This is a genomic window from Corallococcus sp. CA047B (assembly GCF_003612065.1).
Lineage (GTDB): Bacteria > Myxococcota > Myxococcia > Myxococcales > Myxococcaceae > Corallococcus > Corallococcus praedator.
The window spans coordinates 17,881-35,538 of sequence record NZ_RAWD01000007.1 but is presented as its reverse complement, the minus strand read 5'-3'; the positions used below and the strand labels follow the sequence as shown (position 1 = coordinate 35,538).

General features: G+C 70.7%; 5 protein-coding genes. All 5 read left to right on the top strand.

Annotation, left to right across the window (positions count from 1 at the left end; genetic code table 11):
* The first annotated feature begins 23 nt into the window (after nucleotides 1-23).
* A complete protein-coding gene (locus tag D7X74_RS02520) occupies nucleotides 24-12,299 on the top strand; it encodes a tetratricopeptide repeat protein (RefSeq protein WP_120531298.1) in 12,276 nt (4,091 codons plus the stop codon).
* Nucleotides 12,300-12,435: 136 nt separating this feature from the next.
* Complete coding sequence (gene gltJ, locus D7X74_RS02515) at nucleotides 12,436-14,553, top strand: adventurous gliding motility protein GltJ (RefSeq protein WP_120531297.1); 2,118 nt, start codon at nucleotides 12,436-12,438, stop codon at nucleotides 14,551-14,553.
* Between the two features lie 234 nt (nucleotides 14,554-14,787).
* Complete coding sequence (locus tag D7X74_RS02510; protein ID WP_120531296.1) at nucleotides 14,788-15,675, top strand: hypothetical protein; 888 nt, start codon at nucleotides 14,788-14,790, stop codon at nucleotides 15,673-15,675.
* A 234-nt stretch (nucleotides 15,676-15,909) separates the two neighbouring features.
* The gene (locus D7X74_RS02505) at nucleotides 15,910-16,392 is read left to right on the top strand and encodes a toxin-antitoxin system YwqK family antitoxin (RefSeq protein WP_120531295.1); all 483 of its coding nucleotides are present in this window, start codon (nucleotides 15,910-15,912) and stop codon (nucleotides 16,390-16,392) included.
* 102 nt (nucleotides 16,393-16,494) lie between these two features.
* Complete coding sequence (locus tag D7X74_RS02500; RefSeq protein WP_199741747.1) at nucleotides 16,495-17,595, top strand: TIGR04552 family protein; 1,101 nt, start codon at nucleotides 16,495-16,497, stop codon at nucleotides 17,593-17,595.
* Nucleotides 17,596-17,658 lie beyond the last annotated feature (63 nt).

Sequence of the window (17,658 nt, the reverse complement as noted above, 5' to 3'; positions counted from 1 at the left end):
CACCCCCCTGGCCCCCGAGCATCATGGAACTGCCTTCCACCCCTGCGCGTCCCACGCTGCGTGTGACCGATGACCGCTCCTTCGTCGAGACCGAAGCGGCCCTGGAGAAATCAGGCCGGGTCGAGGAGCTGATCCGCCTGTACGAGGGACGCTCGAGGGATGTCCCCACGGAAGAGGCGGCACGCCTGCTGTGCCGCGCGGCGGAGCTCGCGCACGAGCGGCAGCGCAATGCCCCGCGCGCGGAGGATCTGCTCAAGCGCGCGTTGCTGGTGGCGAAGGATCCGATGCCCGCGCTGCGCGGGCTCAAGCGACTGCATGAGATCCGCCAGGACTCGGCATCGCTGGTGGAAGTGCTGGAGCGGCTGGGCGCCGCCACCCAGGGCGACGAGAGCGCGGGCCACTACCTGAAGGCCGCGGACCTGTACGAGCAGAAGCTCTTCCGGCGCGACCGCGCGGTGCTGTGCCTGCAGCGCGCGGCGCGGGTGAAGCCGGACCGGGCGACGTTCCGGCGCGTGCGGCAGTTGCTGCTCAGCGAGGAGCGCTTCCAGCCGGCCTTCGAGGCGCTGCAGCGGGAGCGCGCGGCGCTGGGTGACGCGGGCATGGCGGAGGAGTACGCCGGGCTCGCGGAGCGGCTGGTGGATGATCCCACCGAGCATGCGCTGGCGCAGCAGGTGCTGGACGTGGCGCGGGAGCTGGATCCGCAGAACGCGCGCGCGGAGAAGGCCACCCGCGCGATGCAGCGCTTCGAGCAGGTGTGGCGCGACAAGGTGCGCATGCTGCGAGGCATGTCGCTGGAGGAGCGCGACCGCAAGAGCGCGGCGCGGCTGTCGCTGCTCGTGGCGAAGCTGTTCGCCTGGTACGAGCCGACCGCCACCGGGAAGGTGAAGGAAGCGTTGGATCGCTGCTTCCTGCTGTGGCCGGGCATGCCCGAAGCGCTCACGCTCATCGAGCGGATGGCGGCGCGCGCGGGCGACCATGGTCCGGCCATCGTGCAACTGGAGGCGATGGCGGGCGAGGCGCGCGACCGCACGGCGCAGGTGGACCTGTGGCTGCGCGTGGGCACGCTCAAGCTGGGGCGGATGAACGACGCGGCCGGAGCGCTGGTCGCCTTCGAGAAGGCCGTGGCGGCGGATCCGTCGCGCGCGGACGCGGCCAGCCTGGCCGCGGAGCTGATGCTGGGCCAGGAGCGCTACCTGGAAGCGGTGGCCACGCTGGAGCGCTACCTGGGCACGGTGAAGGACCGCGCGCAGCAGGCGAGCCTCCGGCTGCGGCTGGCGGACCTGTGCATGCAGCAGTTGAAGGACTCCGACGCGGCGCGGGAGCACCTGGAAGCGGCCCTGAAGCTGGAGCCCACCAACGCGCTGGCGGCCTTCCAGCTGTCGCGCCTGCTGGCGGAAGACGAGAAGCTGGACGAAGTGCTGCCGCTGCTGGAGCTGGCCATGCTCGCGCCGCGTCCGCGCGCCGAGCGCGTGGCGTTCTGCGAAGCGCTGGCGCTGATGTTCGAGGAGCAGGAGAACGAGCGCGGCGCCTTCGAAGTGCTGGCGCGAGCGCTGGAGCTGGAGCCCGGACGTCCGCTGCTGCTCAACACGGTGGTGGAGCACGCGGAGAAGGCCAACGCGCAGCCCGCGCTGGCGCACGCGCTCCTGCGGGCCGCGCAGGCGGCGACGCCCCCGGCGGTGGCGGTGGCGCTGTGGCGGCACCTGGCGCAACTGCTCCAAGGCCCGCTGGCGGATCCCGTGCGCGCGGAGGCCGCGTGGCGCGAGGTGCTCTCGCGCGTGCCGGGAGACTCGGCGGCGAGCGAGGCCGTGAAGTCGCTGCAGGCGGTCGCGGCGCTGGCGGATGATCCGAAGACGCGGCTGGAGACGGACATCGCGCGGCGCGAGGCGTCCGGCGCGCCCCCGGAGGAGCTGGAAGCGTTGGTGCGTCAGTGGGTGCAGCTGGCGCCCGAGGATGCCCAGGCGGTGCAGCGGCTCCAGGCGCTGTGTGTCGCGCTGTCGAAGTTCGAGGAGGCCGCGTCCCTGGCCGCGAAGCTCGCGACGCTGGCCGAGTCGCAGCTCGAGCGCAACGAGTGGACCGCGCGGCAGGCGAAGCTGTACGCGGAGCGGCTCAACCGCCAGGAGGACGCGGCGGACCTGTTCCTGTCGCTGCTCGCGGAGAATGTGTCCACGGGCGTGGTGGTGGGCGGCCTGGAGCGACTGGCCGCGGGCGGCGTGCGCACGGTCGCGCTGACCGAGGCGCTGGCGAACCACTACGGCCGCACGGGCGACCATCAGCGGCAGGTGGCGGCGCTCCAGCAGCAACTGGACTCCACGACGGACGCGGCGACGCGCAAGCGCCTGCTGACGGTGCTGGCGAGCATCCACGAGAAGCAGCTCGCGGACAGCCGGGCCGCCTTCGACACGCGGCTGCGCATGGTGCGCGAGGAGCCCAAGGACGAAGCGGGGCGCGCGGAGACGGCGCGCCTTGCGCGCGACCTGTCCGCCCACGCGGAGCTGGGACGCGTGCTGCGCACGCTCGCGACGGAGGCCGAGGACCCGGCCCTGGCCGTGCAGTTGCTCTCCGAGGCGTCGGTGCTGGCGGAGGAGGGCGGGATGGCGGCGGAGGCCATCACCGCGCTGGAGGCCGCGCTGTCGCGTGCGCCCGAGGCCCCGCAGGTGCTCCAGCGCCTCGTCAGGCTGTACGGCCGCGCGGGCCGCTCGGCGGACGCGGAGACGCTGCTGCGCAAGCGCATCCACGCCACGCGAGGGCCGGAGCGCTTGGAGTTGTTGCTGCGCCTGGTGGACCTCAACGTGGAGCTGGGCCGTCCGTTGCAGGCCGCGGAGGCGCTCCAGTCCGCCATCACCCACGGGGCGGAGGAGGGGCGGCACCTGCCGCGCCTCGCCGAGCTCTATGAGAAGGCGGGTATGGACCGCGAGCTGGGGGACACCCTGGCGCGGATGATTGGCCTCGCGGAGACGGCCGGCGACGCGGACCACGTGTCGCGGCTGAAGCTGCGTCGCGCGCAGTTGCTGCAGGGCTCCCAGGACGGCAGCGCGGAGGCGGTGCAGAGCTACGCGGACCTGCTGCGGCAGCGTCCGTCGGATCCGGACGCGCTCGCGGCGCTCGAAGCGATGCTGGCCTCGGGCCCGTCGCGCGAGGCGGCGGCGCGCGCGCTGATTCCCGCGTACGAGCGCACGAAGGAACACCGCAAGCTGGTGGCGACGCTGGACGTGCTCGCGGAAGTGGCGCGCGACGACGCCGGCCGGGTGCAGGCGCTGCGCTCTGCGGCCCAGGTGCACCTGGCGCATCTGCGGCAGCCGGAGCTGGCCTTCGCCTCCCTTGCCCGGGCGCTGCGCATGGCCCCGGCGGACGCGGGCCTGCGGGCCGCCGCGCGTCAGGCCGCGGAGGACGCGGACTCGCTCGACAGCTTCGCGGAGATCATCAGCGAGCTGACGGAAGAGGGGGATGTCGGCCCTGCGCGCGCGGCGCTGCTGCGCGAGCTGGCGGAGGTGCAGGAGAAGAAGCTCGACGATCGGCCCGGGGCGGTGAAGGCCCTGCGTGCGCTGCTGGTGCTGGAGCCGGGCAACCTGGACAGCCTGCGGGCCCTGCAGCGGTTGCACCGCGCGGGCGAGGAGTGGGCGGCGCTGGCGGAGGTGCTGGAGAAGCTGGCGGTGGCCACGCAGGAGCCCGCGGATCAGCTCGTGTGCCTGCGCGAGGCCGCGCTGCTGCATGAGACGAAGCTCACCGACAAGGAGAGCGCCGCCGCCGCATGGCGCGCCATCGCGGAGCGTGACCCCGCGCAGCGCGAGGCCGCCACCGCGTTGGACCGGCTCTACACGGACCTCAACCGGTCCAAGGACCTGGCGTGGACGCTCGCGCTGCGGCGCAACCAGGAGGGACAGAGCCCGCAGGGCCGCGAGGTGTCCTTCCGGCTGGCGGAGCTGCTGCGCACGGAGCTGGACGACGCCAACGCGGCGCTGGGCCTCTACAAGCGCATCCTGACCGAGGACCCCGGCCATCCGGGCGCGCGCGCCGCGCTGGAGGCCTGGGTGAAGGCGGCGGTGCCCACGAGCGGGGCGGCGCTGGAGGTGCTGGACAAGGTGCTGGCGCAGGTGGGCGACCATGCCCGCCGGGTGGCGCTGCGCGAGACGCGGATGGAGTCCGCGCTCACGGTGGAGAAGATCATCCTCGCGGGGGAGATCCGCCGCATCTACGAGCGCGACATGCAGCAGCCGTCGCTCGCGTTCATGGCGTCGGTGAAGGCGTTCGCCAACGGGCTGGACCGCGACGGCGTGCGGCCGGACCTGGAGCGGCTGGCGCGCGAGACGGGCAGCCACGAGGTGCTGGCGGAGATCTACGAGAGCGCCGCGGTGGACCTGACCTCCGGCGACCCGGCGGCCCTGGACCTGCTGCGCCGCGCGGCGGAGCTGCGCGAGGGCCTGGATCAGCCCGAGGAGGCCACGCGCCTCTGGAAGAACCTGCTGGCGGATGCGCCGCAGGACCGGCAGGCGCTGGAGGCGCTGTCCCGGCTGTACGAGAAGGGGCAGAACGCGAAGAGCCTGTCGGAGGTCTACGCCCGTCAGGCGCAGCTCGCCACGGATCCGGAGACGCGCCTGGGCCTGCTGCTCAAGGCCGGCGAGGCCTACGCGAGCTCGGGTGAGGACGCGAAGGCCATCGAGATCCTCCGCTCCGCGCTGGCGCTGAGCAAGGTGCCGGAAGGGCTGCTCGCGCTCGACAAGCTGTACGCCAAGACGCGCCGCTTCGTGGAGCAGGCGGACGTGTTGGATCAGCTCGCCGAGATCACGCCGGACGAGCCGGGACGGCGTGCGTACCTGCTGCGCCGCGCGCAGTTGCTGGAGAAGGAGGTCGGTCCCTCCGAGGCGCTGCCCGTGTACCGGCGGCTGCTGGAGCTGTCGCCGGGCGACGGTCAGGTGGTGGCGGGCCTGGAGCGCCTGCTCGCGCACGACGGCCCCCGGCTGGAGGCCGCGCGACTGTTGGAGCCCGTCTACCGCGGACTCAACGACACGCGGAAGCTGGTGGACGTGCTGGAGGTGCTCCTGCCCGGGGTGCCGCCGGAGAAGCGGCTGGAGCGTCTGCAGGAGATCGCCATCCTGCGCGAGGGCCTGGGCCAGACGTCGCTCGCCTTCGTCGCGCGCCTGCGCGCCTTCAACGAGCAGCCGGCGGAAGCCACCGTGCGCGACGAGCTGGAGCGGCTCGCGGCGGACTCGGGTTCGTTCGAGGAGGTGGCGGCGGCCTACGAGGATCAGCTGGAGCGCGACCCCGCGGAGCCCCTCGCGGGCGACCTGTGGCGGCGGCTGGCGGCCATCTACGACAACCGCCTGAAGCGCTACGACCTGGCGGTGCGCGCGTGGGAGCAGGTGAGCCGGCGCGACCCGATGAACAAGACGGTGCTGGAGGCCATCGCCCGCGTGCACCGGCGCACGGCCGCGCACCGGGAGCTGGCGCTCGTCATGCGCCGGCAGGTGGCCGCGGAGGGCAACCCCGCCTCGCAGGTGAACCTGCTCTTCGAGCTGGCGCATCTGGCCGAGGAGACGCTGGCGGACAAGTCGCTCGCGGCGCAGACGTACCGCGAGGTGCTGGAGCGCCGGCCGGAGAACGCCAACGCGCTGAAGCTGCTGGGCCGCGTGCTCGCGGACATGGAGCGCTGGGCGGAGCTCGCGCAGCACGTCGAGCGTGAAATCCAGATGGCGGATGCACGCGACGCGCAGGAAGAGGCGTCCGACCTGCGGGTGCGCCTGGGCCGTCTGAAGGTCTCCCGCCTGGATGATCCGCGAGGCGCCCTGGAGCTGTACCAGGCGGTCCTCGCGCGGCGCGCGGGCCACCCGGGAGCGGTGGGCGCGCTGGAGGAGCTGGCGCGCTCGGAGAGTCCGCTGCGAGGCGCGGCGGCCAGCGCCCTGGAGCCCGTCTTCGCGTCGGTGGGCAACCACCTGAAGCAGGTGGAGATGCTGGAGTCGCGTGCCTCCGCGGAGGCCGTGCCGCAGGAGCGCGCCGCGCTGCTGCGCCGCATCTCGGAGATCTACGCCACCGCGCTGGAGAACGCGGAGATGGCGTTCCTGTCCGCCACGCGCGCGCTGCGCGAGCTGCCGGAGGACCCGCGTTCGCTGGAGCTGTGCGTCTCGCTGGTGGACAAGGCGGAGGCGCCGGAGGAGCTGTGCGCGGTGCTGATGGAGGTCGCGCCCAAGGCGGGCGACGCCGCCCGTGCGGAGCTGTACCGCGCGCTCGCGAGGCTCCAGGTGGACCTGGGCGAGCCAGCCGAGGCGCTGGCGTCATGGAAGCGCGTCCTGGAGCTGAAGCCCACGGACAACGAAGCGCTGGATGGCACCGCGCGGCTGGTGGCGTCGCAGGGCCGTCCGTCGGAGCTGCTGGAAGTGCTGCGCCGTCAGCTCGCGCTGTCGGAGGAGCCGGCGCGTCGCGCCACGGTGCTTTTCCAGATTGGCGCGTTGCAGGAGGAGCAGCTCAAGGACACGCTGGGCGCGCTGGCCACGTTCCGGCGCCTGCTGGAGCTCAAGCCGGATGACGCCGCCGCGCTCGCGCGGATGGAAGCGCTCTGCGAGAAGCAGGAGCGCTGGCCGGAGCTCGCGGACGTCCTCGCGCGGCGCATCGCGCTGATGCCGCCGGAGGAGGGACTGGAGCTGAAGTTCCGCCTCGCGACGGTGCGCGAGTCCAAGCTGCTCGACAAGGTGGGCGCGCTGTCGCTGTACGGCGAGGTGCTGTCGGTGCAGCCCAACCACCCGGGCGCGGTGGGCCGCATGGAAGCGCTGGTGGCGCGCGAGCCCCAGAACCTGCTGGCGGTGGAGACGCTGCTGCGCGCCTTCCGCGCGAGCGGCGACGTCACGCGGCTTGCGCAGCTGATTGAAACGCGCGTCGGCGTGTCCCCGGACGCGGTCGAGCGCAAGCGGCTGCTCGGCGAGCTGGCCACGCTGCGCGAGACGCAGGGGGAGAGCGAGCTGGCCTTCCTCGCGCTCTACCGTGGCTTCAAGGAGGATCCGAACGACGGCGAGGTGCGCCGCCGGCTGGAGAACGCCACCGACGTCGCGGGCAGCTACGACGAGCTGGTGGTGCTCTACGAAGAGGCCCTGCCGCGCATCGCCGAGGCCGCCGACGCGGCCCAGGTGTGCCTCAAGCTGGGGCAGGTCCTGGAAACGCGCCTGCGCGACCCGGACCGCGCGGTGTCCTACTTCGAGCGTGCGCGCACGTTGCACGCCTCGGTGCAGGAGCGCTCGCTGGTCGCGTTGGACCGGCTCTACCTGCACCTGGAGGCGTGGCCGGAACTGGCCGGCGTGCTGGAAGCGCTGGCGACCGGGGCGGCCACCCCGGCGGACAAGCTGGGCTTCCTCTTCCGCCTGGGGCAGCTCTACCAGGAGCGGCTGGACAGCCCGGACCGCGCGGCGAGCGCCTACGAGGCCATCCTCGCGCTGGAGCCGGGACACCTCGCCTCGGCTCGGCTGCTGGAAGGCATCTACGAGGGCGCGGGTGCGTCCGAGAAGCTCTACGGCATCCTGAAGCTCCAGGCGGACAAGGTCGTCGGCAGCGAGCGCGACCGCGTGCTCGGCAAGATGGCGCAGGTGTCGGCCGAGGGGCTGTCGGACCTGTCCCGCTCCATCGAGCTGTACCGCGAGCTGCTGGCGAAGAACCCGCGCAACGAGCAGGTCTTCTCCGCGCTGGAGTCGCTGTACGAGCGCGCCGACCGTCCGCAGGACCTGCGCGAGCTGCTCGAGGGCCGTCTGGCCATCACGTTGGATCCGCGCGAGGTGGTGCGGCTCAACGAGCGGCTGGGCCGCGTGGTGTACCGCCTGCTCAAGCAGCCGGACGCGGCGGTGCCGTACTTCAAGGCCGCGCTGGACCGCGACGCGCGTCACCGGGGCGTGCTGGACACGCTGCGCGAGCTCTACGACGAGACGGGCCAGCGCGAGGAGCTGGTGGGCGTGCTGCGCCGCCTGGTCCCGCTGCAGGAGAACAGCGAGGGCGTGAAGGCGCTGCGCCTGCGCCTCGCGGAAGTGCTCGCGGGCATGGGCCGGCGCGAGGAGTCGCTGGACGCGGCCCGCCGAGCGCTGGAGGTCGAGCCGCACGTGGTCTCCGACCTGGAGCGCGTGTACGCGCTGTCCGTGTCGCTGCGCGCGTGGAACGACGCGGTGCGCGCCCTGGAGCTCAAGGTCCAGGTGCACCTGCAGACCGAGGAGCGCGACCCCGCCATCGCCGCGTACTTCACCGTCGCGGAGCTGTGGGAAGGGCAGGGCGGCAAGCCCGAGCTCTCCGCGGGTGCGCTGGAGAAGGTGCTGGAGCTGGATCCGGCCAACCGCACCGCCTACGAGCGCGTGTGCACGCTGTACCGGACGCACAACGACTGGCGTGCGTACGCGACGGTGATGGACCGCTACATGCCCCACCTCGTCACCGACGAGGAGAAGCTGGCGGCCCTGCGGGAGATCGCCCGCGTGCAGGAAGAGCGCCTGGGCCAGAAGGACGTGGCCTTCCTGGCGCTGTGCCGCGCGCTGCAACTGGACGCGACGGAGGACGGCCTGCGCGAGGAGGTCGAGCGCCTCGCGGACGAGACGGGCAGCCACGAGGAGCTGGCGGCTGTCTACGAGGAGGTCGCGGACGAGCTGCCCCGCGGCCCGCTCGCGGAGCGGCTGTACGCCACGCTGGCGCGCATCCACGACACGCGCCTGGATGATCCGCAGGCCGCCGAAGCGGCGTTCCGGAAGATCCTCGAGTTCGACCCGACCAACGCCACCGCGCTGGACGGTCTGGCGGCGGTGTTCCAGCGGCGCGGCCGCGACCGCGAGTACGTCGTCGCGCTGGAGCAGAAGCTGGAAGCGGCGGGCTCCATCGAGGCGCGCAAGGGCATCCTCAAGGAGATCGCCCGCGTCTGGGACGAGACGCTGGAAGACCCCATCGAAGCGGCCAGCGCCCTGCTGCGCGCGCTGGAGCTGGAGCCGGATCAGGAGACGCTCGGCGTCCTCACGAAGCTCTACCGGCGTGGAGGGGCCCACCGCGACGTGGCCACCACGCTGCTGCGGGCGCGCGACCTCGCGTCGTCCGCGGAGGAGCGTGCGCGCATCCAGGTGGAGGTGGCGACCGTCTACGAGCGCGACCTGAAGGACGACGAGTCCGCGGTCTCCGCGTTCCGGATGGCGTTGGAGTTCGACCCCGTCAACCGCGAGGCGCTGGAATCGCTGGAGCGGCTGCACATCCGGTTGGATCAGCCGGCGGACCTGCTCGCCATCTACGAGCGGATGCTGGAGCTGAGCCAGGACTACCGCGAGAAGGTGCGCGTCCTCTTCCGCAGCGCGACCATCTGGGAGGACACGTACCAGAACCCGGCGAACGCCGACGCGTGCGTGGAGGGTGTGCTCTCCATCGACCCGCAGAACGTGCCGGCCATCAAGTCTCTCATCCGGCTGCGCCGCGCGCAGGCCCGGTGGGAGGACCTCATCTCCGCGTACGAGCGCCAGCTCGCGCTCGCCACCAGTCCGCAGGAGCAGGCGGAGCTGTACGTGGAGATCGGCAACGTCCAGTACCAGCAGCTCAAGGTGGTGGACCGCGCGGTGAACAGCTACCACGCGGCGCTCGCAACGGACCCCGAGTCCCGTCAGGCCCTGCACGCCCTGGGCAACCTCTACGAGCGCAGCGGCAACTGGCCCTTCGCGCTGGAGATGCTGCAGAAGGAAGCGCAGGTCGTGGGCAACAACCCGGTGGCGGTGGAGCTGTGGCACCGCCTGGGGAAGATCAACGAGGACATGCTGTCGGACATGTCCAGCGCCCGGAACGCGTACCAGCAGGCGCTCGCCATCGACCCGGGCCACCTGCCCACCATCCGCGCCCTCAAGGGCATCCAGGAGCAGGAGAAGGACTGGGGCGGCTACGAGCAGACGCTGCTGCAGGAGGCGCAGCAGACGGATGATCCGGCCGCCAAGGGCCGCGCCCTGCTGGACGTCGCGCGCTACCACGCGGAGACGCGCGAGGACCGCGAGACGGCCACCCACTACTGGGAAGAGGCTCTCAAGAACATCCCGGACAGCCTGGAGGCGGCGCGCCCGCTGGCGGACGTCTACATCGCGCGCGAGGACTGGGCGTCGGCGGAGCGGATGCTCGACATCGTCACGCGCAAGATGGCGGAGAAGGCCATGGCGGAGAAGGACGCCGCCGTCGCGCAGGACCTCTGCCGTCAGCTGTACCGGCTGGGCTACGTGACGGAGAAGCTGGGCCGGCGCGACAAGGCGCTCAGCTCGTACGAGAAGGCCTACGGCCTGGATGCCACGTACCTGCCCGCGCTGGAGGGCTACGGAAATCTGTTGGTGCAGGCGAAGCGGTACGAGGACGCGCTCAAGGTCTTCCAGACCATCCTCATCCACCATCGCGAGGAGCTGACGGACCTGGAGGTGGTGGAGGTCTACTGGCAGCTGGGTGACGTGCACGCCGCGCTGGGCCAGGCGGACCGCGCGCAGAACCACTTCGAGAAGGCGATCGCCATCGACCCGCAGCACGAGCCGACGCTGCGTGCGCTGGTGACGCTGATGGACAAGGCGGGCCGCTACGAGAAGTCCGCGGAGCTGCGCCAGGACCTCGTCAACAGCCTGGAGGGCGAGGCGAAGGTCAAGGTGTACCTGGAGTTGGGCCGCATCGCGCGCGACGAGCTGCACGACCCGTACATGGCCATCGACGCGTTCAGCGGCGCCCTCAAGACGCAGCCGGAGGCGCCGGAGGTGATGGACGCGCTCTACCGCCTGCTGCGCGAGACGCGTCAGGGTCAGAAGGCCGCGGACGTGCTGGGCCGCATGCTGTCACTGCCCGAACTCGCGTCCGAGCCGCACAAGGCCAAGCGCGTGTGGTTCGCGCTCGGGGAGATCCGCCGCGACGAGCTGAAGGACGTGGAGGGTGCGACGCAGGCCTTCAACGCCGCGCTCGACCTGGATCACCGCTTCGTGGAGGCCTTCAGCGCGCTGGAGGCGCTGCTCGGTGGCGCGCGTCAGTGGAAGGTGCTGGAGGAGAACTACACGCGCATGCTCTCGCGTCTGCCCAAGACGCCGGACACGCACCCGGCGCGCATGACGCTGTGGCGCGCGCTGGGCGACCTGTACCTCCAGGTGCTCAAGCACCCGGAAGGCGCGGTGGCCGCCTACGGCGTCGCGGCGAAGGGCCTGCCGGACGACGCGGCCATGCAGGAGACGTTCGCGGAGGTCGCCGGTCAGATGCCGGGCCGCGAGGAAGAGGCCATCGTGGCGCTGCGCCGCGCGCTGCCGAACACGGAGAACCCGCGCAAGGTGGTGGGCCATCTGGTGCGGCTGTCCGCGGTGCGCAAGGACTACGACGCCGCGTGGCTCGCGGCGCAGGCCGTGTCGGGGCTCCTGGGCGAAGCGGGGGAGGACGAGCAGGAGATCCTCACCAAGTTGGGGCCCTACGCGAAGAAGAAGGAACTGGCCCAGCGTCCGCTGACGGACCGGCTGTGGCAGACGGCGCTCTTCCATCCGAAGGTGCGCGGGCCGCTGTCGGAGCTGCTGGGGCTGCTCTTCGAGAAGGCGGGACACCTGTACGCGGTGCCCTTCCCGCAGTACCAGCTCGTCCCGAAGCGCCACCGCATCGACGTGGCGACGGCGCAGGAGTACCACGTCAACCACTACCGCTACGTCGCGCGGCTCTTCAACATGGAGGCGGTGGAGCTGTACTCGCCGTTCCTCGTGGCCACGCGCGAGCGGCTGGCGAAGCGCTCCAACGAACCGGCCCCCGAGCCGCTCGTGAACGTGGACCTGCTCCAGACGCATCCCGCGTGCGTGCGTGTGGGCGGCAAGTACTTCGCGGAGCAGGGTCAGAAGGAGGTGTACTACCTCCTGGGGCGGACGCTGGCCCTGGCCCGTCCGGAGCTGGCGTTCAGCCAGCGCGTCGCGCCCGAGCGGCTGGAGGCGGTGGTGCAGGCCGCGCTCAGCCTGGTGGTGGGCAACGTGCGCTTCACGGTGGATCCGCGGCTGGTGGACGTGGAGCGGCAGCTGCTCCACAAGAGCCTGAGCGAGCCGGACCGGGCCGCCCTGGCGAAGGTCGCGCGGGCCTACCTGCCCACGGCGACGCCGCAGGATGTGCGCACCTGGCTGGAAGGCGCGGAGCTCACGGCTTCGCGCGCGGGCCTCTTCGCCGCGGGCGAGCTGGAGCCCGTGCGCCGCATGGTACAGGGGGAGACGGGGTCGTCCTTCCGCGTCCCGTCCCGCACCAAGCTGCGGGAGTTGTTGGTGTTTGCGACGTCCGAGGACCTGCAGGAGCTGCGTGTGGCTGTTGGCACACACGTGGAAGTGCAAGCACGAAAATAGTGGCCCCAGACCGGCGCGAGGGTTCACGCGTTGAAAGCAGGCGGGCGTTCAAGGCGGGTGTCCTTGATCTCACCCGGTGGCCACTTCTACGATTCCGACGGGATTTCGCCCGTCATTTCTGAGGCTTACGGGAACGATGCGTTTCGTCTGCGACAGCTGCCGCGCGCAGTACATGATCAGCGACGACAAGATTGGCCCGAAGGGGGTCAAGCTTCGTTGCAAGAAGTGTGGTCACACCATCCTGGTGAGGCCCGCCGGAGCATCGGCGGGGAAGGAGGGAGGGGCGGACACCCCCGCGTCCACGGAAGCCAAGAGCGGCGCCGCGGACTCCAATGCGCCGCGCATCGTGGAGCAGTCCGGCACCGGGCTGCCCGCCACGCTGGGCACGCCGCCGGAAGGTGGCCTCTTCACCGACGTGGAAGAGGATGAGATTGGCGCCGTCTTCGACCAGGTGCTGAGCACCGGTTCGCAGAAGGCGCAGGCCCGCGACGCGGAAGCCGAAGCCGTGAAGGCCGCGAAGGCCGAGACGGTGCGCAAGCTCGCCGAAGCCGAGGCCGCCGAGCCCTCGCTGGACGACGCGAAGGCCGCGACGTCGCACGAGTGGTACGTCGCCATCGACGAGAAGCAGGTGGGCCCCTGGTCGGTGGAGAAGGTGAAGGACGCCTGGGACCGGGGCGAGGTGGGCCCCGACAACCTCTGCTGGCGTTCGGGCTTCAGCGACTGGATTCCCCTGTCGGAGACGGCGGAGCTGGCGTCGGTGCTGGCGCCGCGTCCGGCGAAGCCCGTCATCGTCGCTCCCGCGCCGGTGTCCACGTCGTCGCCGACGATCGCCGCGGGTCCGGTGGAGTCCGCCTTCAGCGCGGGCAGCAACCGTCCGGGCCTGGGCGGAGGTTCCACCGCGCCGGATGACCCGGTGGGCTGGAAGCCCTCGGCCGCGAGCGTGCTGGCCTCGTTGGTGAAGGAGGAGAACGACGCCCTCACCAAGCCGCCTCCGCGTCCGGCGCCCTCGCTGGAGCGCGAGCCGGTGTCCCAGGCGCGCCTGCTGGACGTGCCCATGCCGCCCCCGGAGCCGAAGTCGTCTCCGGCGATGCCCGTGGCCATGATGGGCGCCGCGCCGGGAATGGCCGCGCCCCAGGCCTATCCGCAGCAGCCGCAGCAGGGCTACGCGCCGCAGCAGCCGGTGCAGCAGTACGCGCCGCAGCCCCAGGCCTATCCGCAGCAGCAGGCGCAGATGCCCTACGGGCAGCAGCCCCAGGGCTATCCGCCCCCGGGCTATCCCGCGGCCTATCCGCCGCCCGCGGCGCCGCCCACGAGCGGCAAGGGCCGCACGGGGATGCTGGTCGCGGTGACGGCGGGGGTGCTCGTCATCGCGGGTGCCGCGGTCGTCTACGTCGCGCGCGGCAATTCGTCCGAACGCCCCGTGGATCCGCCGACCCAGGTCGCGGTGGCGCCGACGCGCCCGGCGGACCTGCCGCCCATGCCGCCGCCCCCCGCGGCGGTGCAGCCTGCTCCCGTGGCGACCGCGCCCGCCACCCCACCGGCGGACAGCGCTCCGGCGGCCGCGGCGGGAACCCCTGCCGCGGGCGCGCCCGTGGCGGCGGGGACGCCTCCTGCGACCGCGCCCGCCGTGGCGGCGGCTCCGGCGGCGGTGACGCCGCCTCCCGCGGCGGTGACGCCTCCTCCGACGACCGCGCCCAACATGGGGACGGCGGTGGCGAAGGTGGAACCGCGCACCCAGCAGCGTCGTTCGGGCTCCGGCCACAGCACCAGCCGTGGTGGCTCGCGTGAGGATGACGAAGAGGCCATCACGGTGTCGAAGCCCACGGCGGCGGCCTCGTCCTCGAATTCAGGTGGCGGGGACGACGACTTCGACGAGCTGTTCGGCACGAAGAAGGCGCCGGCCAGCACGAAGCCCGCGGGCAAGACGACGGCCACGGCCTACATCCCGCCCGAGCCGGGCGGCGGCACGCTGGAGCGCCTCCAGCAGTCGGACATCATGCAGGTGGTGCTGAACAACAAGCCCTCCATCGTGAAGTGCGTGAACGAGCAGAAGGCGAAGGATCCGTCCCTCAGCGGCAAGCTGGTGATGCGCTGGACGGTCCAGACGAGTGGCAAGACGAGCAGCGTGTCGTGCCGCACCGACGAGTTCAGCAAGAGCTACATGGCGACCTGCATCACGGGTCTCATCAAGGGGTGGTCCTTCCCGAAGCACCAGAAGCAGGGCGACCCCATCGACTTCCCTTTCACGTTCTGAAACGCAACAGCGACATCGCCGCCAGATATGACGGCGATGTCGTTGTGAGGTGCGGCGGGATTGTGCGCTTTCGTGAACAGTGAATTTCCCCTGGGCGGTGTCGTTGGAAGGTCGGTCGACACTCGTTGACACGTCTGGAGCGAGGGGACTAAAGCCCGCTCGACTTCAATACCCGGTGCCTGGAGTCGTGGCCGGAGGCACCGGGTGACGCACCAATCCAGGAGGAAGTTCCGAATGCAGCTTCGCAAGATGATGGTGATGCTCGCCGCGGTGAGCACGATGAGCTTTGCGCTGACCGCCTGTGGTGATGACGCGACGACGCCTGAGTCGTGTTCGTCCGACACCGACTGTGCCTCCGGCTTCTGCAACACGGCCGCTAGCGTGTGCATGGACACCTGCGAGAGCGCCGCGGACTGCCCGGACACCGAGAAGGAGTGCGCTGCGCTCGCCGGTGCGACCAACACGGCGAAGGTCTGCCAGTGCAAGACCAACCAGCTGTGCAACGAGGATGACTCCACGTCCCTGGTCTGCGGCGCGGTGTCCAAGCGCTGCGAAGAGCCCGGCACCAACACCGGCTGCACCAAGAACAGCGACTGCGGCACGGGCGAGACCTGCGACACGGCCACCGGTCAGTGCGTTGGCGGCACCACGACGTGCTCCGGCGAGGGTCGCGCGACCTGCGCGTACGGCTCGGCCTGCTACAGCGGCACCTGCCAGGCGCCCACGGCTCCGACCTGCGAGAACTACACCAACTTCTCCAACAAGGCGGCGCTGGGCACCACGGGTCCGATCATCTTCAAGGTCGCGACCACGAGCGCCGCGACGGACAGCTTCTGCCCGGCGTCTGCCCCCAAGCGCGTGAAGATCACCATTTCCGCGTACTCCAGCACGCCCTTCCCGGCCACGTCCGCCGAGCTGAACGGCCTGTTCTACGTTCTGGTGAACGGCACCGCGCAGGCGCCTTCCATCAGCTCGTCCTCGGGTAACTACGTGGTCACGGGCACCAACCGGGATCGCGCGGACATCGTGGCCAACCTCTGCGTCGCGGCCTCCTCCAACACGGCCTCCCTCGGGTACTACTTCACGGGTGGCAACTTCTTCTGCTTCCAGTCCACCTACTAGTCAGGACCGGATGAGGGGCACCTGAGTCCCGGGGCCCTGAGCAGCAGTGGTTGTTTGGAGCCCCGCCCGGGAATCATGGGGCGGGGCTCTTCGTTTGGGCCCATCACAGCCTCCCGGGTTCGGCTTCGGTGAGAGCTGCGGGGGGCGCGGCTGAGGCCCATGAATTTCATTTAGCGCTTCCTCGTCTTGTCGGGTGTGCGCACGGGCATTCCGGCGACTTCACAAGGAGACTTCATGCAGTCACAGAAGCTGATGCGGATGTTCACCCTGGGGTTGGCTCTCGCTTCTCCTGTCGCTTTCGCTGGAGAGACCACGACCCAGGTGACCTGCCCTGAAGGGACCAAGCAGACCGGCTCGAAGGCGGACGGACTGTTCTGCCGGAAGCAGGACCTCGCGGGGGGCAACTTCGTCGCTCACGGCCCCTACCGCTCGTTCCACGCCAACGGGAAGAAGGCGGCGGTGGGCCAGTATGCGAACGGCTTCAAGACCGGCACCTGGTCGTTCTTCGACGAGGCTGGCAACGAGTACGGCAAGACGGAGTTCCGTGAGAACAACTACCACGGGAAGCGGTTCCTCTACTTCGCCAGCGGCAAGCCCCACTTCATCGAGGAGTACCAGAACGGGCTGAAGAACGGCGTGGTGCAGGAGCTGAGCGAGGACGGCAAGATCGTCCACCAGGCCCGCTTCGAGAACGGCAAGGAAGTCGCGGTCAAGTAGTCCAGGAGCACGTGGAAACGAGGGCCCTTGCCTGCTCCCAGGCTGGGGCCCTTCGCATTGCGGGGCTTTCCCTTGGGGCTCCAGCCAGCTAGGAACAGCATCGTGAAGGCCCCTTCCCTCGTTCCCGTCCTCTCCGCCATTCCTGTCTGCCCGGTGCCGCAGATGGGATTGCGTGAACTTGAGCGCATCCGGCTCATCCTGCGAGGCGGCTCCGTCATCGACTGGCGGCGCATGCACTTCCAGTCACGGGATGAGGTGGACCGGTTCCTTCGTCTCTGTCAGCTGGACGTGTCGCGCTCCTTCGACGACGCCTGGGCACGAACGGTGCTCGCGGATGCAGTGGAGTACCTGCGTAAGACCTTCGACTACAGGGTCGCGGACGCGGTGGCCCAGCCGGAGGAGATCCACGACCTCTTCCTCTTCGCCTCGGGAGCGAAGGGCCTCGCGCGCTACCGGCGGATCGCCTGCATCGTTTTGAAGGTGATGCACGTCATCCAGCACATCGAGGGCCGCGATCTGCTCTTCCGGTTGGCTGCCTCCGAAGCCGAGCTGGCGGAGATGGTCACGGAGAAGGTGCTGGGCGTTGCTCGTGAGATGCAGGAGCTGGGGCTGCCCATCGTGGAGTTCGCGCACTCCATCAAGACGCGCGACTCCCTGGTGACGAAGCTGATTGCCAAGAAGGAGACCGTGGCGGCCCAGGTGTATGACCGCACGCGGTTCCGGGTCATCACCCGCACCCGCGCCGACCTGCTTCCGGTGCTCTACTTCCTCACGCAGCGCCTGTTCCCCTTCAACTTCGTCGTTCCGGGCCAGACGGAGAACACGCTGCTGCCGTTCAAGGGGCTCCTCGCGGAGAACCCCCATTTCGAGCAGTTCATCCCCCAGCTCCATCTGGACCGGGACTTTGAAGACCGCGAGGACCGGACGGGGAATACCTTCTCGGGAAGCTCCTACCAGGTCCTCAACTTCGTCGTGGATCTCCCCCTGCGGATGGATCCGTACCTCCCTCCGCCGGAGAGCGACACCCGCCTTCGAAAGGGGCGGGTCACCTTCGCATTGGTGGAGTTCCAGATCGCGGATGAGGAAACGGCCCGCCGCAATGAGATCGGGGACAATGCCCACGAGAGCTACAAGCGCCGGCAGAAGCGACGGGTCCTCAACCGACTGAGCCGAGGACTGGTCGTGCCGAAGCGCCAGGGGTGATTCGTACGCTCAGGGTTTCCCGTGCAGCCACGTCCTCGACTGCCAGGCCTGCCCGGTAGGGAG

What these genes read in the sequence shown, in the direction of transcription:
- D7X74_RS02520 (WP_120531298.1), top strand. Translation starts at nt 24, where the DNA reads ATGGAACTGCCTTCCACCCCTGCGCGTCCCACGCTGCGTGTGACCGAT.
- D7X74_RS02510 (WP_120531296.1), top strand. Translation starts at nt 14,788, where the DNA reads ATGCAGCTTCGCAAGATGATGGTGATGCTCGCCGCGGTGAGCACGATG.
- D7X74_RS02505 (WP_120531295.1), top strand. Translation starts at nt 15,910, where the DNA reads ATGCAGTCACAGAAGCTGATGCGGATGTTCACCCTGGGGTTGGCTCTC.
- gltJ (WP_120531297.1), top strand. Translation starts at nt 12,436, where the DNA reads ATGCGTTTCGTCTGCGACAGCTGCCGCGCGCAGTACATGATCAGCGAC.